Source organism: Pseudomonas sp. S1_E05, from assembly GCF_056337105.1.
Genome location: NZ_JBFRHM010000001.1, coordinates 3,761,163 through 3,781,882, shown reverse-complemented (window position 1 = coordinate 3,781,882; position 20,720 = coordinate 3,761,163). Strand labels below are relative to the sequence as shown.

At 60.2% G+C, this 20,720-nt stretch carries 23 protein-coding genes; 10 read left to right on the top strand and 13 right to left on the bottom strand.

Annotated elements, in window-relative coordinates; genetic code table 11:
* Positions 1-54: 54 nt before the first annotated feature.
* Together AB4N33_RS17570 and cysZ are read right to left on the bottom strand one after the other, a co-directional pair.
* The gene (locus AB4N33_RS17570; protein ID WP_476457878.1) at positions 55-1,254 is read right to left on the bottom strand and encodes a glycosyltransferase family 4 protein; all 1,200 of its coding nucleotides are present in this window, start codon (positions 1,252-1,254) and stop codon (positions 55-57) included.
* Between the two features lie 40 nt (positions 1,255-1,294).
* Positions 1,295-2,047, bottom strand: a complete 753-nt coding sequence (gene cysZ, locus AB4N33_RS17565) for a sulfate transporter CysZ (RefSeq protein WP_476457877.1) — start codon at positions 2,045-2,047, stop codon at positions 1,295-1,297.
* A 313-nt stretch (positions 2,048-2,360) separates the two neighbouring features.
* On the opposite strand from cysZ, the gene trxB reads away from it, so the two are divergent.
* A complete protein-coding gene (gene trxB / locus AB4N33_RS17560; RefSeq protein WP_460118026.1) occupies positions 2,361-3,323 on the top strand; it encodes a thioredoxin-disulfide reductase in 963 nt (320 codons plus the stop codon).
* 173 nt (positions 3,324-3,496) lie between these two features.
* Here trxB and AB4N33_RS17555 read toward each other — a convergent pair whose 3' ends face one another.
* From AB4N33_RS17555 to AB4N33_RS17525, 7 genes are all read right to left on the bottom strand, one after another.
* Positions 3,497-4,747 (bottom strand): 2-aminoadipate transaminase, encoded by a 1,251-nt coding sequence (locus AB4N33_RS17555; protein ID WP_460118023.1) that lies wholly within the window; start codon positions 4,745-4,747, stop codon positions 3,497-3,499.
* Positions 4,748-4,995: 248 nt separating this feature from the next.
* Positions 4,996-5,334: a HopJ type III effector protein gene (locus AB4N33_RS17550; RefSeq protein WP_460118021.1), complete on the bottom strand. Its 339-nt coding sequence runs from the start codon at positions 5,332-5,334 to the stop codon at positions 4,996-4,998.
* Positions 5,327-5,623, bottom strand: coding sequence for a DUF1244 domain-containing protein (locus AB4N33_RS17545; RefSeq protein WP_460140265.1), 297 nt, complete (start codon positions 5,621-5,623; stop codon positions 5,327-5,329). The genes AB4N33_RS17550 and AB4N33_RS17545 overlap by 8 nt, the downstream gene beginning before the upstream one ends.
* Before the next feature lie 99 nt (positions 5,624-5,722).
* Complete coding sequence (folX, locus tag AB4N33_RS17540; protein ID WP_460118015.1) at positions 5,723-6,103, bottom strand: dihydroneopterin triphosphate 2'-epimerase; 381 nt, start codon at positions 6,101-6,103, stop codon at positions 5,723-5,725.
* Positions 6,103-6,681: a GTP cyclohydrolase I FolE gene (gene folE / locus AB4N33_RS17535; protein ID WP_460118012.1), complete on the bottom strand. Its 579-nt coding sequence runs from the start codon at positions 6,679-6,681 to the stop codon at positions 6,103-6,105. Before folE ends, folX begins: the two co-directional genes overlap by 1 nt.
* Positions 6,682-6,702: 21 nt before the next feature.
* On the bottom strand, positions 6,703-7,413 hold the full coding sequence (gene folM / locus AB4N33_RS17530) for a dihydromonapterin reductase (RefSeq protein WP_476457876.1): 711 nt from the start codon (positions 7,411-7,413) through the stop codon (positions 6,703-6,705).
* 75 nt (positions 7,414-7,488) lie between these two features.
* Positions 7,489-8,046: a putative antibiotic biosynthesis monooxygenase gene (locus AB4N33_RS17525; RefSeq protein WP_460118007.1), complete on the bottom strand. Its 558-nt coding sequence runs from the start codon at positions 8,044-8,046 to the stop codon at positions 7,489-7,491.
* 209 nt (positions 8,047-8,255) lie between these two features.
* On the opposite strand from AB4N33_RS17525, the gene AB4N33_RS17520 reads away from it, so the two are divergent.
* Positions 8,256-9,212, top strand: coding sequence for a MerR family transcriptional regulator (locus AB4N33_RS17520; RefSeq protein ID WP_476457875.1), 957 nt, complete (start codon positions 8,256-8,258; stop codon positions 9,210-9,212).
* A gap of 1 nt (position 9,213) precedes the next feature.
* Here AB4N33_RS17520 and AB4N33_RS17515 read toward each other — a convergent pair whose 3' ends face one another.
* Positions 9,214-9,819 (bottom strand): hypothetical protein, encoded by a 606-nt coding sequence (locus tag AB4N33_RS17515; protein WP_460118001.1) that lies wholly within the window; start codon positions 9,817-9,819, stop codon positions 9,214-9,216.
* Positions 9,820-9,891: 72 nt separating this feature from the next.
* Entirely contained in the window at positions 9,892-10,350 is a 459-nt protein-coding gene (locus AB4N33_RS17510; protein WP_460140262.1) for a PAS domain-containing protein, read from the bottom strand.
* 103 nt (positions 10,351-10,453) lie between these two features.
* Here AB4N33_RS17510 and AB4N33_RS17505 point away from each other — a divergent pair, with 103 nt between their 5' ends.
* On the top strand, positions 10,454-10,909 hold the full coding sequence (locus AB4N33_RS17505) for a flavodoxin (protein ID WP_476457874.1): 456 nt from the start codon (positions 10,454-10,456) through the stop codon (positions 10,907-10,909).
* Here the strand turns inward: AB4N33_RS17505 and AB4N33_RS17500 are convergent.
* Entirely contained in the window at positions 10,890-11,786 is an 897-nt protein-coding gene (locus tag AB4N33_RS17500; RefSeq protein WP_476457873.1) for a LysR family transcriptional regulator, read from the bottom strand. The two genes, AB4N33_RS17505 and AB4N33_RS17500, sit on opposite strands and share 20 nt — an antisense overlap.
* Before the next feature lie 93 nt (positions 11,787-11,879).
* On the opposite strand from AB4N33_RS17500, the gene AB4N33_RS17495 reads away from it, so the two are divergent.
* The 5 genes from AB4N33_RS17495 (at position 11,880) to AB4N33_RS17475 (ending at position 15,895) form a co-directional block, all read left to right on the top strand.
* Positions 11,880-12,266 (top strand): CidA/LrgA family protein, encoded by a 387-nt coding sequence (locus tag AB4N33_RS17495; protein WP_460117990.1) that lies wholly within the window; start codon positions 11,880-11,882, stop codon positions 12,264-12,266.
* Positions 12,256-12,942 carry an LrgB family protein gene (locus tag AB4N33_RS17490; protein WP_476457872.1) on the top strand — a complete coding sequence of 229 codons (687 nt, stop codon included), beginning with the start codon at positions 12,256-12,258 and terminating at the stop codon, positions 12,940-12,942. Before AB4N33_RS17495 ends, AB4N33_RS17490 begins: the two co-directional genes overlap by 11 nt.
* 131 nt (positions 12,943-13,073) lie before the next feature.
* Entirely contained in the window at positions 13,074-13,856 is a 783-nt protein-coding gene (locus AB4N33_RS17485) for a class II aldolase/adducin family protein (protein WP_476457871.1), read from the top strand.
* A complete protein-coding gene (locus AB4N33_RS17480; RefSeq protein ID WP_460117982.1) occupies positions 13,856-14,758 on the top strand; it encodes an alpha/beta fold hydrolase in 903 nt (300 codons plus the stop codon). The genes AB4N33_RS17485 and AB4N33_RS17480 overlap by 1 nt, the downstream gene beginning before the upstream one ends.
* 225 nt (positions 14,759-14,983) lie before the next feature.
* The gene (locus tag AB4N33_RS17475; RefSeq protein WP_460117979.1) at positions 14,984-15,895 is read left to right on the top strand and encodes an SDR family oxidoreductase; all 912 of its coding nucleotides are present in this window, start codon (positions 14,984-14,986) and stop codon (positions 15,893-15,895) included.
* Between the two features lie 143 nt (positions 15,896-16,038).
* Here AB4N33_RS17475 and AB4N33_RS17470 read toward each other — a convergent pair whose 3' ends face one another.
* Positions 16,039-16,806 carry an N-acetylmuramoyl-L-alanine amidase gene (locus AB4N33_RS17470; protein WP_476457870.1) on the bottom strand — a complete coding sequence of 256 codons (768 nt, stop codon included), beginning with the start codon at positions 16,804-16,806 and terminating at the stop codon, positions 16,039-16,041.
* A gap of 591 nt (positions 16,807-17,397) precedes the next feature.
* Between AB4N33_RS17470 and AB4N33_RS17465 the strand changes: the two genes are divergently transcribed.
* Together AB4N33_RS17465 and AB4N33_RS17460 are read left to right on the top strand one after the other, a co-directional pair.
* Positions 17,398-19,191: a DUF1302 domain-containing protein gene (locus AB4N33_RS17465; RefSeq protein WP_476457869.1), complete on the top strand. Its 1,794-nt coding sequence runs from the start codon at positions 17,398-17,400 to the stop codon at positions 19,189-19,191.
* Between the two features lie 23 nt (positions 19,192-19,214).
* Positions 19,215-20,582, top strand: a complete 1,368-nt coding sequence (locus tag AB4N33_RS17460) for a DUF1329 domain-containing protein (protein WP_460117971.1) — start codon at positions 19,215-19,217, stop codon at positions 20,580-20,582.
* The last annotated feature ends 138 nt before the right edge of the window (positions 20,583-20,720 follow it).

Here is a 20,720-nt window from a genome sequence, read left to right as displayed (position 1 = left end):
ATCTCATCAACCCGTGTAGGAGCGAGCTTGCTCGCGATGGCTCCAACAAAATTCTCAAGGCAGTGAAGCAGCCCCAGGCATCACCGAGTCTCCCCCACAAGCCCCCCGCAATTGCTCCTCAAACGCCTCGACAATCGCGGCCCAGCCCTGGCGGCTTGCATGCTGGCGCGCATTGAGTCGCACACAGCGCAAGGTCTCGCGCTCTTCCAGCAACCACACCGCCGCGTCGCAAAACGCCGCTTCATCCCCCGGCATCGCCAGTACGCCGTTGTAGCCATGGCGAATGTGCTGGGCCGCTGCCGCCTGGTCATAAGCCACCACACCCAACCCCGAAGCCAAGGCCTCCAGCACCACATTGCCGAAGGTTTCGGTCAGGCTGGGAAACACGAAAACATCGCCCGATGCATAGTGGGCAGCCAGGGCTTCGCCGCGGTGCGGGCCGCAGAAAATAGCGTCGGGCAGCGCCTTCTCCAGGGCCTTGCGTTGTGGGCCGTCGCCGACGATGACCAGCTTTATTGTTCGTTGTGGATACGTCGTGGTCAGCGTGTCGATGGCGCGCTTGAGCAAACCGAGGTTTTTCTCGGCTGCCAGGCGCCCGACATGAATAACGGCAATGTCCTTCTCGCCCAGGCCCCATTGTTCACGCAGTGATTGCTGGCGTTTGCTCGGGTGAAACAACTGACAATCGACCCCCCGCGAGAGCAATGCCAGTCGCTCGAAATGCCGACGCTCCAGCTCCATGCGTTGGCTGACACTTGGGACCAGGGTCAGGTTCGAGCGATTGTGAAACCAGCGCAGGTAATGGGTCAGCAGGCGCGTCAGCAAGCCTAGTCCATACTGGTTGGAGTACTGCTGGAAGTTGGTGTGAAAGCCGCTGACCACGGAAATTCCCAAGCGCCGTGCCGCACGCAACGCGGACAGGCCCAGTGGTCCCTCCGTGGCGATGTACAGCACGTCCGGGCGCTGGCGCGTCCAGCGTCGCAGCAGCTTGTGCATCGATGACTGGCCCCATTGCAGTCCTGGGTAGCCTGGCAGCGGCCAACCACGGCACAACAGCAATTGGTCGTCGCTGCCCAGTTGCAGGTCGCAACCCTGGCGCGGCCGCACCAGCTCCACCTGGTGCCCGCGCGCGCGCAAGCCGTCGCACAAGCGGCCGAGGGTGTTGGCCACTCCATTGATTTCAGGAGGGAAGGTTTCGGTGATCAGGGTGATGCGCAGAGCTGTCGTCATGACCCCAGTGTCGGCTGGGGCCATGTCGCCAGTGTGGCGATTTGATGATGGATTCGTGACGGGCTCAGCGTTGGCTCACCAGGCTTTCGGCGCCTTGCTCACGGACCCAGAACAAGGTCGCACCGGCTACGGCGGCGGGCATCATCAGCACGTTGACCACCGGAATCAGCAGCACCAGATACACGATCCCGCCGAAGCTCATGCTCTGCCAGCGTTTCTGCCGCAGCCAGGCGAGCATCTCGTTCCAGCCCAGCTTGTGGTTGTCTGCGGGGTAGTCGATGTACTGGATCGCCATCATCCACACCCCGAACAGCAGCCACAGCGGTGCAGCGATGATATTCACCACGGGCACGAACGAGAGGATGAACAAGCCGATGGCACGCGGCAGGAAGTAACCGAGCTTGCGCATTTCCCGGGCGAAGGTGCGCGGGACCATGGCGATCAGTTCGCGCCAGCTGAACGCCGGGAAATCATCGGTGCCGCGCACCACCACTTCGACCTTCTCCGCCAGGAAGCCATTGAACGGCGCGGCGATGATGTTGGCGAGCATTGTGAAGGTGAAAAACACCATCAATACCACCAGCACGACGAAAATCGGCCACAGGATGTAACTGAGAAAACTCAGCCAGTCCGGCAGGGTGGGCATCAGTGTATCGACCCACAGGCTGAATTGATGGCCGGCCAGATAGATCAATCCGACGAACAGCACCAGGTTGATGACCAATGGCAGCAATACGAAAAGCCGCAGACTGGGACTCAAAACCAGCTTGAGCCCTTCACGCAGGTATTGCGGGCCGGACAGAACAGGGGCGGGCATATCGTGCTCCGAGAAAGGGGAAACGCGCCGACCTTACCGACTTTGCCACTTCGGCGAAAGCGCCGTTACTGGATCGACATCAGCGGTAACAAAGGTGCCTATAAACAAACGGTAACGGGATAGAGACCACCTATGAGCTGGATTGTTAAACCGTATTTCCTTAATCTTCGCCCCCTCGATACGCTGCACCCATTCTTTTACAGGACTGTTGTATTCAAGCCTTCCCCAAGTGCTTTCAATGGTCTTTTTTTATTCACGTCGGCAACCCGGCGTTCCGCGCCATGTGTTTTGGGCCGGTCAACAGGAGCAGGTCATGTCTGAAGTCCGTCATTCGCGAGTGATTATTCTCGGTTCCGGCCCTGCCGGTTACAGCGCCGCGGTCTATGCCGCCCGTGCCAACCTCAAGCCGCTGCTGATCACCGGCATGCAGGCCGGCGGTCAACTGACGACCACCACCGAAGTCGACAACTGGCCGGGCGACGTCCACGGCCTGACCGGCCCGGCTCTGATGGAGCGCATGCGCGAGCACGCCGAGCGTTTTGAGACCGAGATCGTCTTTGATCACATCAACGCGGTGGATTTTGCTTCCAAGCCTTACACCCTGACCGGCGACAGCGCGACCTATACCTGCGACGCCCTGATCATTGCCACCGGCGCCAGCGCTCGTTACCTGGGCCTGCCCTCGGAAGAAGCGTTCATGGGCAAAGGGGTTTCGGCCTGCGCGACCTGCGACGGTTTCTTCTACCGCAACAAGCCAGTGGCCGTGGTCGGTGGTGGCAACACCGCTGTAGAAGAGGCGCTGTACCTGGCGAACATTGCCAGCACCGTGACCCTGATCCACCGTCGCGATACCTTCCGCGCCGAGAAGATCCTGATCGACAAGCTCAATGCTCGCGTCGCTGAAGGCAAGATCATCCTCAAGCTCAACTCCAACCTGGATGAAGTCCTGGGCGACAACATGGGCGTGACCGGTGCCCGCCTGAAGAACAACGACGGCAGCTTTGACGAAATCAAGGTGGACGGTGTGTTCATCGCCATCGGCCACACCCCTAACACCTCGCTGTTCGAAGGCCAACTGACCTTGAAAGACGGCTACCTGGTGGTGCAGGGCGGCCGTGAAGGCAACGCCACCGCGACCAACGTCGAAGGCATCTTCGCCGCCGGTGACGTGGCTGACCACGTTTACCGACAGGCAATCACCTCGGCCGGCGCCGGCTGCATGGCCGCACTGGACACCGAACGTTACCTCGACGGCCTGCAGAACGCTTCGTTCTGAGGGTGTTGAAATGAAAAAACCGGCTTAGGCCGGTTTTTTTGTGTCTGGTTTCCGGGTTCCCTATAGGAGCGAGCTTGCTCGCGATGGTGTCAACGATAACGCTGGCTGTCTGACACCCAGCGGTGCCTGTTCTTCCATCGCGAGCAAGCTCGCTCCTACAGGGTTTGGGGTGTTCACACCAGTTTCTTGAGGCACGCCTCGAAGATGTCCAGGCCCTCTTCCAGCACCGCTGGCTCTGTGGTCAGCGGCGCCAACAGGCGGATGATGTGTCGCGACTTGCCGCTGGGCATCAGCAACAAGCCGGCGTCCCGCGCCAGGGTCAGCAGTTGCGTCAGTTGTGCCGGGGCGGGTGTGCCGTCGGGGTTGGCCAGTTCGATGCCGCGCATGGCGCCGACACCGGTCAGGCGGCCCAGGTAGGGAGAGACGTTGTTGGCGCGCCAGGTTTCGTAGCGGCTGATGATCGCCTGTTCCTGCTGTAAACCCCACGCGTGTAGGTTGGCATCGGTCATTTCGTCCAGCGTCGCCAACGCCGCCGCACAGGCGATCGGGTTGCCCGAGTAAGTACCGCCAAGCCCGCCTTTGGGCAGGGTGTCGAGCAGCGCCTTGCGGCCGACCACCGCGCCCAGCGGGACGCCGCCGCCAATGCTTTTGCCGAGCAGGATCAGGTCCGGCTCGATGCCCAACCGGGGAAACGCAAAGCGTTCACCGGTGCGGCCAAACCCGGACTGGATCTCGTCGGCGATCAACAGGATGTTCTTTTCATCGCACAAACGGCGCAGCGCCTGCGCAAAATCGACGTCCAACGCGAGGAAGCCCGCTTCACCCTGCACCGGTTCGACGATGAAACAGGCCACGTCCTCGATATCGATTTCGACGCCAAAGAGTCGATCCAGGGCTTTTAGAGCCTCGGCGCAGGTGACGCCGTTGTCTTTACTCGGGAAGGGCAGGTGATATACCGGGCCGGGCAGTGCACCGACCTTCTGTTTGTAGGGCGCAACCTTGCCATTGAGGTTGAGCGTGGCGAGCGTGCGCCCGTGGAAGGCGCCGTCGAAGGCAATGACAGCGGTTCGCCCCGTCGCGCCACGGACGATCTTCAAGGCGTTCTCCGCTGCTTCCGCGCCGCTGTTGGTGAGCATGCCGCTGACCGGGTAACTCACCGGTATGAAGCCGGCCAGGCGCTCCATGAAGTCGAGGTAAGGCGTGTGGGGCGCGGCATTGAACGCGTAGTGCGTCAGCCGCGTGGCTTGCTCTCGAATGGCCTCGACGATGCGCGGGTGGCAATGGCCGAGGTTTAGTACACCGATACCGCCGACAAAGTCGATATAGCGTTTGCCATCAGTCGACCAGACCTCGGCATTTTTGCCATGGCTGAGGGTGACGGGATGAACGATGTTGATCGACTGACTGATGGATTCGCTGCTCATGGATGACCGGCTCGCAAGAAGGAGAACTTGCGTTTATCTAAGCCGCGAGCAGTGGTGTCGGGCAAACGAAATAAAGTTGCCGGGTCAATCTTAAAAGTCGGGATGTCCCTGTAGGAGCGAGCTTGCTCGCGATCATTCGCCAATGATGACGCTGTCTGTCTGACACCCAGCGGTGTCTGTGACTCCATCGCGACGGTTCGACGCCTCGACAAGCGCGCTCCTACAGGTTAGGTTGCGGCCGGGCGGGATTAACGGCGAGTCAGCGGCTGCTCGCCGAACTTCACCCCGGCCAGGCCGTGGGCGATCAGTGCGCGGATGTTGCCGTGGTCGCTGCCTTCAGGGGTGGCGACTACCGAGCGGTAGTGTTCGCCGAACGCCAGCAGCGCTTCTTCATCGCTCAGGCCTTCAAGGAGGGCCAGGCCCAGGGTCTTGCACGAGCCTTCGTTTTGCCCGGCGGCGTTTTCCACGCCACCGTTGTTGAAAGCCTGCGGCTGATAGTCGTAGCCGGCCGCGATGAAGGCGAGGGTATCGGCGAAGACGTGTTCGCCGCTCTTGAGGCTGGCGCGCAGGGTGTTCAGGTCAGTCATGGGGTTTTCCTTTGGCGAACGCCGCCTGTTGTTCGGCGCTGGCTTCTTGCTGGTATTGGGCTTTCCACTCGGCGTATGGCATGCCGTAGACGACCTCACGTGCGTCATCGAGGGTGACTTCGATCTGGCGTTCATCGGCGGCGGCCTTGTACCACTTGGAGAGGCAGTTGCGGCAGAAACCCGAGAGGTTCATCAGGTCGATGTTCTGCACATCCTTGCGGCTGTCCAGATGGGCGACGAGCCGGCGGAAGGCGGCGGCTTCGAGTTCGAGGCGTTCTTGATCGGTCATGGAGGTCTCTTCGAGACAGCTTCGAGCGGCAAGCTTCAAGCTGCAAGATGGGTTGCGGTGAGGCGAAGTCTACAGCTTGCGGCTTGAAGCTTGAAGCTGCTACGCAGTAGCCCGACTCGCTGCAAGCGTAATCGACACCGACTCGGCAAAACGCAGCGCATGGGGTTTGTCGACCTCCACTTCCGCGTACAGCACCGAGGCGTTGGCCATGACCAGGTCGAGAATTTCCTGGGTCAGGCGTTCGAGCAGGGCGAAGCGATTGCCTTCGACGTGGGCGATGATCGCCTTGGTGATGGTCCGGTAATTCAGCGCATGATCGATGTCGTTGTCGCGCACGGCTTCCTGGGCGGCATACAGGATGGTCAGGTTGATCAACACATCCTGCTTGTTGAGGATTTCGTCCTCGTTGATGCCAATGTAGGTACGCAGGCACAGGTCCTTGACCCGGATGCGTGCCATGCCTGGTTGAAGTTGTGACATTACTTCTTGCTCCGTCCAATCAATTGCAGGAACTCCTGGCGGGTGTTGCTCGACTCGCGGAAGGCGCCGAGCATTACCGAAGTGTTCATGGTCGAATTCTGTTTTTCGACGCCGCGCATCATCATGCACATGTGCTGGGCTTCGATGACCACGGCGACGCCGGCCGCGCCCGTGACTTGCAGCACCGCGTCGGCGATTTGCCGGGTGAGGTTTTCCTGAATCTGCAGGCGACGGGCGAACATGTCCACCAGCCGCGCGATCTTCGACAGGCCCAGCACCTTGCCCGTTGGAATATAAGCCACATGTGCCTTGCCGATGAAGGGCAGCATGTGATGTTCGCAGAGCGAGTACAACTCAATGTTGTCGACGATCACCATTTCATCGCTGTCGGAAGCGAACAACGCGCCGTTGACGACTTCCTCGACAGTCTGTCCATAGCCGTGACACAGGTACTGCATGGCCTTGGCCGCGCGCATCGGAGTGTCGAGCAAACCCTCGCGTTCGGGGTTTTCCCCCAGGCCGATGAGAATGTCGCGATAGCTCTGGGACAGGGCATTGTGGTGCAGGGATAACATCATGGATGATCCTCGCGGGGTCGCCTACTTGAGGTGCCGTCCGCCGTTGACGGTCAGGGTGGTGCCGGTGACATAAGAGTTGTCGAGCAGGTAACGCAAGCTCTGGTAGATCACTTCGCCGCCGGGTTCGATGCCCAGCGCGGACTTGGCGAGCGCCTTGGCGCGATACGTTGCGTCGTCATGCGCATTGAACATTAGCAGGGCCGGGGCGATGCCGTTGACCTTGATGGCGGGCGCATACCTGGCGGCGAAGGACAGGGTCAGGCTGTCGAGCCCGGCCTTGCTCGCGCAATAGCCAATGTGTCGGCTGCTGCCCTTGCGCGTGACGTCATCGCTGATGTGCACGATATCGGCAGGCTGTGACCGGTGCAGCAGGTCGGCGCAATGCAGGTTGATCAGGTAGGGCGCCAGCATGTGCACGCTGAACATTCGGCTGAACGCTGCGGCGTCCGAGTCCGGCGATTCAGCCAGCCACTCGGAGGCATTGTGGATGATCGCGCGCAGGCTATCGGTGTGTGTCTTCAGTTCGTGGATAAAGGCGAGGATACCGGCTTCGCTGGACAGGTCGGCGAACAGCGCTGTTGCGCCCAGGTCGCGCAAGACCTGCACGCCGGGGCGTTCGGTACGGTAACTGAAAATCACCGCGTGCCCGTCTTCCAGTAGCCGCTGCGCACAGTGCAGGCCGACGCGCTGGGCAGCGCCGGTGATGAGGATCGGGGCGGAGGAAGAAGTCATGAACGGCTCGCGTCGCGGTGAGAGCAAAACTATACCAGCGCAACGCGGGTTCTACCGAACTCCTGTAGGCGCGAGTCAACGAGCCTCGGCGGCCGAGCGGCGGATGGGTGTCGCGTTCAACCACCCCGCCAACAATCGCGTCGACAGCGGAATGAAGAAATAGACCATCAACGGCGTCAGGCACAGGGTGCTCAACAATACTCGCGGCAACAGGGGTAATCCGCCCAGCAGCGGCCCGAGGACGAAGTTGAACAGCAACGACACTGGAAAAAACGCCAGCCAGATTGCGACGGCCTGCTTCCAGCGAGGTGGGCGTGCGCCAGTGGTGCCAAACCAGCCTTCAATGCCGCTCACTCGATGCTCGGTTTTATGCGCAAACAGGTCGCTGCCACGGGCCAGCCACGCGGTACGCGATGCGGAGTGTTCCCACGCGTGCATGGTCTGTTCGTTGGCAAAGCGGAAAATGATCTGGAATTCATCGCCTCCAGGCGGTGGGGCGAGCACACCGGAGCCGAGATAACCCTGGAAATCGGTGGCCAGTTGTTCGCCTTCGCGCAACCAGGTCATGAGGTCCTGGTAGCGTCCATTGGCAACACGGCGCGCGACCATCAGCGTGACGGGGGAGGTAGTCATTGTGTAACTCCAGATTTTTAACGCGTCACTCCGGGTAGGAGTTTCGCCAGGCACAGCGCCGGGGTGGTGGGCTGCGTCTTGGTACAAGCAAGGAATGCGCCGGATTCTACAGGTATCTGCTGACTGCCGTGATTGATCTATACCTTGAATGAAGGAGGGGTAGACGAGTTAATATAGGATCCAATTTGCACGAAAGGGTTGACTGCCCAATGCCTGTTTCGATTGACGATGACACTGGTTCACCTACCGCCGCTTCCATCGAAAAGGAAGATCTGTTCCCAATTCGCGAGGTGTCACGGCTGACGGGCGTCAATCCGGTCACGCTGCGCGCCTGGGAGCGGCGCTATGGCCTGCTCCAGCCAACACGCACCGAAAGCGGGCATCGGTTGTACGCGATGGCCGATATCGAGCGGGTCCACAGCATTCTCGGCTGGCTCGACCGTGGCGTCGCCGTCAGCAAGGTCGGCAAGATCCTGGCCAAGGCCGCGCCGCTTCAGGCGCTTTCGCACATCATCCCCAACGAACTGGTACAAGCCGACTACGCGCAATGGCAGCAACAGGTGCACGCGGCCGTCAGCGCCTTCGACGATATTCAGCTGGATCAGGTCTACGGACAGATTTTCTCCAGTTATTCCCAGGCGGTGGTTTTCCAGGACATCCTGATACCGCTCTGGAAACAGTTACTGCAACGCCAGGATCAGTTCGGACAAACCAGCGAGTGGCTGTTCTTCGACGGCTATTTGCGCACACGGGTCCTGCAGCGCTTGCTGCTGATGCGCAGCTCACCCCGTCGGGTGATCATCAGCGCCCTGGCCGGCCAGTGCCGTGAGCTTGAATTGCTCATCGCTGCGCTGTTCCTGAGCGGCAATGACATGGGGGTGCGGCTGCTGACAATTGGTCAGCCGCTGGATGAGCTGACGCTGGTGTGCGAAAAAATAAAGCCAGAGGCGTTGGTGCTCTTTTCCAATCACGTCCCCGCGCCCGACTTGCCTCGACGGCTTAATCGGCTGGCCATGAGCCTGGATTGTCGCTTGATGCTCGCCGGTGATGCGTCTGACCTGGCGGAGGAAAGCCTTGCCGGCTCCTCCATCGGCTGCCTGGGCAACGAGGGCATGGAAATGCGTCAGCGCCTGAGGCAGTTCCTGGCAGGTAGCCTGGACACCTGAATCAGAGGTGCAGGGTGGGGTGGGTCAACCGGTGCTGCTGAAGGATGAACTGGCGCAAACGCTCGGTTTCGTCCGTGTCGCTCTGGCTCAGTTGATAGGCGTAGAAGCCATTCTCGGCCTCTTTTTCGAACGTGCCACGCATCGCAATGCGTTCATAGCCTGACGGGCTGAACCACAGCGCAAAATGCTTGGGCGGTTTGGTCTTGTTGCGGACTTCCAGCAGGACGCCCTTGAATGAAACCTCGTGCACCCACATCGTTCCGGGCTGGCCACTGGCGTTCTCAAGGGCGACCGGCTCTTCGAGGACCAGGCGCCATGGCCGTACCGATGGCCCGTCTTCGTAGATGCTGGGAACACCGAGGCGCAGATGCAACGCATGAAACTCGTCTTCCACCAGATGCAGCGGGAAGGTCATCTGCTGGTTTTCGAAATTGGCCTGGATGGTGACTTGCTCATGCGCAGCCAGGCGCGTGAGCAGGTCACGGATTTGCGAACCGCCGTTGACGAGCAGGCTCGACGTCGCATCCCGCACGTTGAGTTGCGGGTTGTGTTGCATGGACTGGATGTAATCCAGTTCGTCCTGGGTCAGGAGTGCGTCACGGTGCATGATCTGCTCGAAATAAAAAGTTACGAAGGCATCGGTGATTGTAGTTAATGACAATCGATTCTTTATTTTGTTTTAGCCGTTCGTCGCTTTTAGCTCAGCAAGCTCCTTTTGCAGCTGCGCAACTTGCTCCTCCAACTGCGCAACCCGCTGCTGAGCCTTGACCTGAACGGTCACGTCTTTCTGCACGCCCACGAAATAGGTTTGGCCATCGCTCGGGTTTTTCACCGTGGTCAGCGACAGTTCATTCCAGAAGGGGGTGCCGTCCTTGCGGTAGTTGCGCAGGACTTCGCGGCAGGAGCCGTCTCCCTTCAACGTCTCGCGGATCAAGGCCAGCGGTGCCTGGTCGCGATCGCCCGATTGCAGGAAGCGGCAGTCCTGATAGAGGATTTCTTCGCTGCTGTAGCCGGTCAGGCGTTCGAATGCCGGATTCACGTAGATCAGGATATTGTCGTGCTCGCCTTCTCTCTCGGCAATCACGATGCCGTCGCGGGACGCGTTGATCACCATTTGCAGCAGCTGGGCATTGATCATTTAAAGTTGTCTTCCTTGTTGATAGTCCGTCTCAAGTCTAAAAGAACATTCGGGACCGTGCTGTTAATATCCCGGTCTTTTATCCAGTTTCAGGATCAGATTGATGAAAGTCGCCATCCTTTCCGGCTCGGTGTACGGCACTGCCGAAGAAGTCGCCCGTCATGCCGCGCATCTGTTCAAAGCTGCGGGCTTCGACGTTTTCCACAACCCTCGTGCGAGCTTCGCCGACATCCAGGCCTTTGGCCCTGATGCCTTCCTGGCGGTGACTTCAACCACAGGCATGGGTGAATTACCGGACAACCTGCAACCGCTGTACTTCGCCATCCGCGATCAGTTGCCGGCCGCCTGGCGTGGTTTGCCGGGAGCTGTGATCGGCTTGGGCGACGCGAGTTATGGCGACACGTTCTGTGGCGGCGGCGAATTGATGCGCGAGTTACTGGGCGAAATGGGCGTGCGCGAAGTGGTCCCGATGCTGCGCCTGGACGCCAGCGAAAGCGTGACGCCGGAAAGCGATGCCGAGCCCTGGCTGGCGGAGCTGATCAGCGCTCTGCGCGACTGACCGGGCGCTCGCGCAACAGCGCCAGCCAGGCTTGGGCGGCTTTGGACAAATAAGCACCCTGGCGCCAGATGAACGCGATGTCCCAGCGCAGGTAATCGGGTGCGTTCAAGGCCAGGCGCACCACGCCTGGCCGCTCCAGCCCACGCGCCACGACTCGCGGCAACAGGACCACGCCTTGCCCGGCCGCCACCAGCGCGGCCAGAAAATCCGCCTGGCCACTGCGCCCGCCTTCCTTTGGCGTAAACCCCGCCTGCTGGCAGGCTTGCAGCACGCGGTCATTGAGCACGAAGCTGCGCTGATAGAGCAGGAAGGGTGTTTCAGCCAATTCCTCCAAGTCGATAACGGACTTCTTCGCCAAGGGATGTTCGCTGGGCAGCAAGGCATCCAGCGGCTCGTCGCAAAACGGTTGAAAGGCGAACTGCGGGTCTTTGGTCAGCAGCCCTCCGCCCAGTTCCAGCTCACCGCTCAAAACGCCTTGCTCAATGTTCAGGCTTCCGCCCTCGAGCAAATGGATGCTGATGTTGGGGTAGCGTCGCCGGTACTCGGCAAACAAGCTCGCAAACAGCGCGTCACTGCCCAATAGAGGCAACCCCAGGCGTAACTCGCCACGGGCCAGATGGCTCAGGTCATCCAGTTCGCTGAGCAATTCATTGTGCAGGCGCAGCATACCTTCGGCGCGCTGCAGCACCACTTTGCCAGCTGCAGTCAGACGCAGTTGCGAACCCAGGCGCTCCAGCAAGGGCGTTCCCAGGCTCTGCTCGAGTTGGGCAACCTGTTTGCTGACGGCCGATTGACTGATGTGCAAGGTCTTGGCGGCTTGGGTAAACCCCCCTTGGTGCATGACCTCGACAAAGCTTCGCAGATGCCTGAATTCCATTGCGTAATTCCAATGTGGAATGGCACCGAGTCTAACAATTCGCTTCAGGGATAGCAGCCCGCTCCGTAAAATGAACGGGCGAGGAATGACGACATGAAAGCATCTACCCTGAAATACCTGGGCCGCCTGGCCACCGAGCTGGCCGTGTTGTTGGCCATTTATCTGCTCGGCTGCCAGTTGGCGGCCTGGTCAGGCTGGCCGATTCCCGGTGGTGTCATCGGCATGGCGCTGTTGCTGCTGGCGTTCGCGCTCGGGCTGCTCAAGCCGGCCACGTTACAGAAGGGCGCAGGCCTGCTGATGGCCGAGATGTTGCTGTTTTTCATCCCGGCATTGATGAGCCTGCTCGATTACGGTGGCTTGTTACGTGATGAAGGCTGGCGGATTCTTCTGGTGATCGGTGTCAGCACCTTGATGGTGATGCTGGTCACGGCGTTCACGGTGGAACTGGTCGTGCGGTGGAGCAAGCCCAGTGAAACTTGAATGGATGCCGATGTTCTGGCTGGCCTTCACCTTGCTGGCCTATGGGTTCAGTCGCTGGATCTATTCGCGCACGGGCCGCTACCTGCTGTCTCCACTGATTTTGGTCCCGGCCCTGCTGCTGGCACTCGCCGTACCGTTGCACACCGCCTATGCCGAATACTCCAGCAACACCCACTGGCTGATGCTGGTACTCGGCCCGGTGACCGTCGCTTTCGCCGTGCCGATCTGGCAGCAGCGGCAACTGTTGATGCGCCATTGGTCGGCTCTCCTGCTCGGCATGCTGGCCGGAAGCGCTGCCTCCATCGGCAGCTCGTTCGGTCTTGCCAAGGCGCTGGCGCTGGACAGTTCGGTGACGATGTCGCTGCTGCCGCGCTCCATCACCACGCCCTTCGCCATGCCGCTGGCTCACGACCTGGGCGGCGTGCCGGAGCTGACGGCCGTGTTCGTCATGTTCACCGGCGTGTTCGGCGCCATGCTGGGCGGCATCCTGCTCAAGTGGCTGCCCTTGCGCAGCGCGCTGGCTCGTGGGGCCTTATTCGGAGTTGGCGCGCACGGCGCCGGGGTCAGCCGGGCCCATGAAGTCGGGGGTGAGGAGGGCTCGGTGGCGGGGCTGGTGATGGTTCTGACTGGACTGTTGAACCTGTTCGCTGCGCCGTTGCTGGCGGCGGTCCTTTGACATGGATCCATTCCCATCCGTTAACTGACTCGTTCGGTCATCAAGCTGGCTGCCAATGCAACTACTCCCCAACGACTATCTGACTAGACTGGTTCACGTGAGCAGAACAATAAGAACAGGAGTTCCTTGCCGTGAGCGTAGCCCCCGTCCAATCGCCCCACAGTGTCAAAGATCAGGTCAGTACCGCCGAGTGGCAGGCACGTGTCGATCTGGCTGCCTGTTACCGTTTGGTCGCACTGCATGGCTGGGACGATCTGATCTTCACCCACATTTCCGCCAAGGTGCCTGGCACCGAAGACTTCCTGATCAACCCGTTCGGGCTGATGTTCCACGAGATCACCGCGTCGAGCCTGGTCAAGGTCGATCAGGCGGGCAACAAGCTGATGGACAGCCCTTACGACATCAACCCGGCGGGTTACACCATCCACAGCGCCGTGCATGAAGTCCGTCACGATGTGGCCTGTGTGCTGCATACCCACACGGCGTCAGGCGTGGCGGTGTCGGCGCAGAAACAAGGCATCCTGCCGATCAGCCAGCAGTCGTTGTTCGTCCTTTCCAGCCTGGCATACCACGCCTATGAAGGGGTGGCGCTGAACCCTGAAGAGAAGGCGCGCCTGCAGGCCGATCTCGGTGAAAACAATTTCCTGATGCTGCACAACCACGGCCTGCTGACCTGTGGCGGCACCATCGCCGATACGTTCCTGATGATGTTCATCTTCCAGCGCACCTGCGACATCCAGGTCATGGCCTCGAGCGGTGGCGCCGAACTGATCGCCATCGAGCCGCAAATTCTGGCAGGTGCCAGGGCAATGATCGCCGGCGTCACCAAAAGTGCTCAAGGGATGGGCGGCACCCTGGCCTGGCCAGCGCTGCTGCGCAAACTCGATCAACAAGACACGGGATACAAACTCTGATGCCTCTTGCCGAGATTCCTCTGAGTGCCTGGCGCAAACGCGGCCAGTCCTTTGTGTTCCAAGGCCAGACCGTACGTTACTGGACGGCGGGGCAGGGGGAGCCGCTGCTGCTGATCCATGGTTTCCCGACCGCGAGTTGGGACTGGCATTATCTGTGGCAACCGCTCTCGCAGCGCTATCGCCTGATCGCCTGCGATATGCTCGGTTTCGGCGATTCGGCCAAGCCGCTGAACCACGAGTACAGCCTGCTCGAGCAGGCCGATCTGCAACAGGCATTGCTGGAACACTTGAAGGTCCAGCAACCGGTGCACGTACTGGCCCACGATTACGGTGACAGCGTGGCTCAGGAGTTGCTGGCACGGCATTACGAAGCGCGGTTTCACCTGGCCAGTTGCGTGTTTCTGAACGGCGGCCTGTTTCCGGAAACCCATCGCCCGGTGCTGATGCAGAAGCTATTACTCAGTCCGTTGGGCTGGATGATCGGCCGGGCGTTTTCGCGTGATGCGCTGGTGAAGAGTTTCCGCCAGATTTTCGGGCCTCAGACCCGGCCGAGTGAAAGTGAGCTCGATGACTTCTGGAGCCTGGTGGAGAGCAATCGCGGCCCTCGCATCCTGCACAAGTTGATCAGCTACATTCCCGAGCGACGCGTTCAGCGCGACCGCTGGGTCAGTGCGATGCAGCGTGGCGAGGTGCCGTTGCGCGTCATCGATGGTGAGGTCGACCCGATTTCCGGCGCGCACATGGTCCAGCGCTATCGCCAACTGATCCCCAACCCCGATACGGTTTTACTGCCCGGAATCGGCCATTACCCGCAGAGTGAGGCTCCAGGGCAAGTGCTGGAACACTACCTGGCATTTCGCGATCGGCTGACACCGACGGTGTTGAAGGTCGCGTCTCTGTAGGCGCTAGCTTGCTGGCGATGGTGGTTAACGATAACGCTGGCGTCCTGCTGCACCGCGTTGTCTGCGCCACCATCGCGAGCGTGCTCGCTCCTACAGGGAAAAGGGCGACCGTGCATCATCCTCAGGCCTTATCACCTACCATTCAGCCTTGCCCCAGATCATTGTGGCGCGCACTTGCATGTCAGACACTCGGACTCATAGTCCCTGGCCTGCTGGAGTCCCGTAATGAACGAGTCTGTGCGCTTCGAAGATAAAGTCGTGATCATCACCGGGGCCGGCGGTGGCCTGGGGCGTGCCCACGCACTGTTGTTCGCGAAGCAGGGGGCCAAAGTGCTGGTCAACGACCTTGGCGGATCAACCCAGGGCGAAGGTGCGAACGCTTCGGCGGCAGACCGGGTGGTGGCCGAGATTCGCGAAGCGGGCGGCATTGCCGAGGCCAACCACGACTCCGTCACCGACGGCGAAAAAATCGTCCAGAACGCCCTCGATACCTTCGGCCGAGTCGACGTGGTGGTCAACAACGCCGGGATCCTGCGCGACAAGACGTTTCACAAAATGGACGACGCCGACTGGGACCTGGTTTACCGCGTCCACGTCGAAGGCGCCTACAAAGTCACCCGCGCCGCGTGGCCACACCTGCGCGAGCAAAACTACGGTCGGGTGATCTTCACCGCGTCGACTTCGGGCATCTACGGCAACTTCGGCCAGTCCAACTACGGTATGGCCAAACTGGGTCTCTACGGCCTGACCCGCACACTGGCCATCGAAGGCCGTAAAAACAATATCCTGGTCAATGCCATTGCCCCTACCGGCGGCACCCGCATGACCGAGGGCCTGATTCCGCCGCAGGTATTCGAACAGCTCAAGCCGGAGCTGGTCAGCCCGCTGGTGGTGTACCTCGCCAGCGAGAACTGCCAGGAAACCTCCGGGCTGTTCGAAGTGGGTGGCGGCTGGATGGGCAAGGTGCGTTGGGAGCGCAGCCTCGGTGCCGGTTTCGATCCGCGAGCCGGGTTCACACCCGAAGACGTGGCCGCGCACTGGCAGCAGATCTGCGACTTCGAAGGTGCAGCGCATCCGAAGGACAACATCGAGGCGCTGAAGGAAATGATGAGCAATTTGCAGCGCTACGCCATCTAAAATCCCACACCCGAACCCTGTAGGAGCGAGCATGTCGAGGCGTCGAACCGTCGCGATGGTCGCTAACGATAACGTGGGCTGTCTGAATGCCAGCGGTGTCTGGACGTTCATCGCGAGCATGCTCGCTCCTACAGGGTTCCAGGTTACGGGAAATACTTACTCACCAACGCCGCCAGATTCGCCGCCGTCTCCACATCCATGACCCCGTTGTAATCAGCCGGGCGAAAGTGCATTTGGAACGCGCGGACCAAAAGGCCGTAGCCCGAATCGCTGCAAGCCAGTGAAGTGTCATAGCCATAGGTCTTGAACAGCTTGAGCAACTCAGCCCGTTCAGGAATTCCCTTCTCGGCGTATTGGTCCTCAAAGGTCTTTTGGGCGGCCTCGTCGAACCAGGCACCCACCCCCTTCAAATACAACGCATGCCAGGGAAATGCCGGCCCCGGATCGCTTTTGCGTCCGATGGAAATGTCGGAGTGGCCCAACACCTGAGTCGGACTGATGTCCGGATAGCGCCCCAGGATGTTCAGTGCCAGTTCTTCAATCGCCACGAGCTGCGCGGGGTGGTAAGGCGGGAAGGTGAATACGCCGTCCTTGTAAGACGCCAGATTGACGATCTCTACACCGATGGACGTGTCGTTCAAACCGGTTCGATTACCCCACGCGCTGGCCCCCGCATGCCACGCTCGATGTTGTTCGTCGACAAGGTTGAAGACTTCCTGTTGGGTATAACCCGCCTTCAGGTAACTGGGGTCCGTGATGTCCGGGATCAGATAGTGGGCACTCACGTCAGGACCTGTCAGTGCGCTGAGGGAGCTGGAGAAATTACCGGCGGTGTAGTGAAAAATCAGAAAGCGAACTCGGCTGTTGTAACTTTTGACCGAGCGGGATTTGTTGTAGAGGATCGGCTTCATGAACATGCTCTCGTATGAATCGCTGCTATTGCAGACGGCAGCGGTCAGCTTTGAACATTCGCCATTTCCTGTGTTTACAGAGTTGTGTAGCCACTTTCCTAAAGACATGTAAGCGTACAAAAACGCCAGGCAAAAAAAGGCCGCTGCAAACGCAGCGGCCAAGGTAAGACGTTGGATTAAGGAGCTACAAATCAACGTCCGGTGCACATCGGGCGATGAGTCGAGACTTTCGAGTCATCTGGATTCTGTCGCTGAAGGTGTGGCGTGATCACACGCCTTCGCGCCGTGCTTTGAGGTGGTCTTCATCAAAGCCCGGTTAGAATAAGCCCCTGAACCCAAAGGAAAAATAGCGATTCCAGACATGCAGTATTGCAGGCTGAGCAACAGTACGGTGCAAATCGGGGGCCGGCACGCTACATCATGCGCCTGACTGATCAGGGTCTATCCACCGCACTCATGCGTGGCGCAACCCCGCGTGCGGGCAGCCGATTCATCCTTTCGAGCGACACTGCAAATACCTCCTTCGTGCGCTTATCCCCCCTCGTTGGCGGCAGTAGGGTGTGGCCTTCTGTCACTCACCGGGGAAGACGCATGACAAAAACAACAATGCGCGCCATCTTCAAACCGCAGGCGCTGGCCGCTGCGGTGGCCTTGGGCTGCTGTGCCCAGGCGCAGGCTGTTTCGTTCAACATCGGCGAAATCGAGGGCACGTTCGACTCGTCGCTGTCCGTGGGTGCGAGCTGGGGCATGCGTGATGCCAAGCAGTCGCTGGTGGGGACGGTCAATGGCGGGAGCGGGCAGGCGTCCACCGGGGATGACGGGCGCCAGAACTTCACCAAGGGTGAGACCTTCTCGAAGATCTTCAAGGGGATCCACGACCTCGAGCTGAAGTACGGCGACACGGGCGTGTTCGTGCGGGGCAAATACTGGTACGACTTTGAACTCAAAGACGAGGACCGGCCGTTCAAGCCCATCAGCGATCACAATCGAAAGGAAGGCTCCAAGTCCGCTGGCGGGGAAATCCTTGATGCCTTCGTCTACCACAACTACTCCATCGGCCAATTGCCGGGCACCGTGCGCGCCGGCAAGCAGGTGGTCAGTTGGGGGGAAAGCACGTTCATTGGCAACTCGATCAACAGCATCAACCCCATCGACGTTTCCGCGTTTCGCCGCCCGGGCGCCGAGATCAAGGAAGGCCTGATTCCGGTGAACATGCTGTTCGCCAGCCAGGGCCTGACCGACAAATTGACAGTGGAAGGTTTCTACCAGCTGGAGTGGGACCAGACCGTACTCGATAACTGCGGCACCTTCTTTGGCGGTGACGTGGCGGCGGACGGTTGCACCACCGGATACACCGTAGCAAGCCCGGCGATTGCCCCGTTGCAACCGATTGCCGCAGCGTTTGGCCAGGGATTTGAGGTCGGCAGGGAAGGGGTGATCGTGCCCCGCGGCGGCGACCGTGATGCCCGTGACTCCGGGCAATGGGGCACGGCGTTGCGCTGGCTGGGTGACGACACCGAGTACGGTCTGTACTTCATGAACTATCACAGCCGCTCGCCTTACGTGGGCACCAGCACCGCAGGGTTGGGCACCCTGGCACGGCTGCCGGCCATTATCGCCACCGCTAACGCCATCGCCCCCGGCAGTGGTAATGGATTGGCCCAGAGCGTAATGCTCGGCCGTGGCCAGTATTACCTGGAGTACCCCGAAGACATCCGCCTGTACGGCGCGAGCTTCTCCACCACCTTGCCCACCGGCACCGCCTGGACTGGCGAGATCAGCTACCGGCCCAACCTGCCGATCCAGGTCAACAGCACCGACCTGACCCTGGCCCTGGTCAACCCGATTGCTGGTGGCACGGCTTCACCGATCGCCACGAGGCCTGGTGCCGACAACAAGGGGTATCGTCGCAAGGAAGTGACCCAGATCCAGAGCAGCCTGACGCACTTCATCGATCAGGTCGCCGGCGCAGATCGATTGACCCTGGTGGGTGAAGCGGCAGTGGTGCACGTCGGTGGGCTGGAGGACAAAAGCAAGCTGCGCTATGGCCGCGATTCGGTCTATGGCCAATACGGCTTCGGCGGTGATACCGACGGTTTTGTCACCTCGACTTCCTGGGGTTACCGCGCCCGCGCCATCCTCGACTACAACAACGTCGTCGCCGGCATCAACTTGAAGCCCAACCTGTCGTGGTCTCACGACGTCACCGGCTACGGCCCCAACGGCCTGTTCAACGAAGGCGCCAAGGCGATCAGCGTCGGCGTCGATGCCGACTATCGCAACACCTACACCGCGAGCCTGAGTTACACCGATTTCTTCGGTGGTGACTACAACACCCTGGAAGACCGTGACTTCCTGGCGTTGAGCTTTGGCGTGAACTTCTGATCTGGCTGAGAAGGATGATTTTAATGCGCAAGATGATTTTGCAGTGCGGTGTTCTGGCCTTCGGCCTGCTGGCCGCCAATGTGATGGCAGCGGTTTCCCCCGAAGAAGCCAACAAGCTCGGCACCAGCCTGACGCCGTTGGGCGCCGAGAAGGCCGGCAACGCTGACGGTTCGATCCCGGCGTGGACCGGCGGCCTGCCGAAAAACGCCGGTGCGGTGGACAGCAAAGGCTTTCTGGCGGACCCCTTCGCCAACGAAAAACCGTTGTTCACCATCACCGCGGCGAACGTCGATCAGTACAAGGACAAGCTGTCCGATGGCCAGGTCGCGATGTTCAAGCGCTACCCGCAGACTTACAAGATCCCGGTTTACCCGAGCCATCGCACAGCCGCCGTGCCGACAGAAATCTACGAGTCGGCCAAACGCAGCGCGTTGAACGTAACGCCCATCAACGACGGCAACGGCCTGGCCAATTTCACCGGCAACCGTTACTACGCCTTTCCGATTCCAAAGAACGGCGTCGAAGTGATCTGGAACCACATCACCCGTTATCACGGTGGCAACTTGCGGCGCACCATCACCCAGGCCACGCCGCAGTCCAACGGTGATTTCACCGTGATCCGCTTCAAGGATGAGGTGGCAGTGCCTTCGCTGCTCGGGGACCTGAAGCCGGGTAGCGACGACAATGTGCTCAACTATTTCAAGCAGGAGGTCACGGCGCCCGCGCGGCTGGCGGGCAATGTGCTGCTGGTGCACGAGACCCTCGACCAGGTCAAGGAGCCGCGCAAGGCCTGGATCTACAACGCCGGCCAGCGTCGTGTGCGTCGTGCGCCCCAGGTCGCCTATGACGGCGTCGGTACGTCGTCCGACGGGCTGCGCACCACCGACAACTTCGATATGTTTTCCGGGGCGCCGGATCGCTACGACTGGAAGCTGATTGGCAAGAAGGAAATGTACATTCCCTACAACAGCTACAAGCTCGACTCGCCGGACCTCAAGTACACCGATGTGATCAAGGCCGGGCACATCAATCAGGATCTGACCCGTTACGAACTGCACCGGGTGTGGGAAGTGGTCGCGACGGTCAAGCCCAACGAACGGCATGTGTATGCCAAGCGCCACATGTATATCGACGAAGACACCTGGCAGGTGGCGCTGGCCGATCACTACGACGGACGTGGGCAACTGTGGCGCGTCGCCGAAGGGCACGCGCAAAACTACTACGATCATCAGGTGCCGGCTTACACCGTTGAAGCGCTGTATGACCTGATCGCCGGACGCTACATTGCCCTGGGCATGAAGAACGAAGAGAAGCGCAGTTTCGAGTTCGGTGTTGACGCTAAAGCGGGTGATTACACGCCAGCAGCGCTAAGGAGTACTGGTGTCAGGTGATGCTTCCTACATCGCCGTCGGAAAAAGGTGACTTTACAGTCACCTTTTTTATTGGAGTCGATCAGCGTGTTGAATACTCCTTCAACAAGCTGTGTGGGGAGGGCTAGGGTGAGGCTACAAAAATAACAAGGCCCCCAA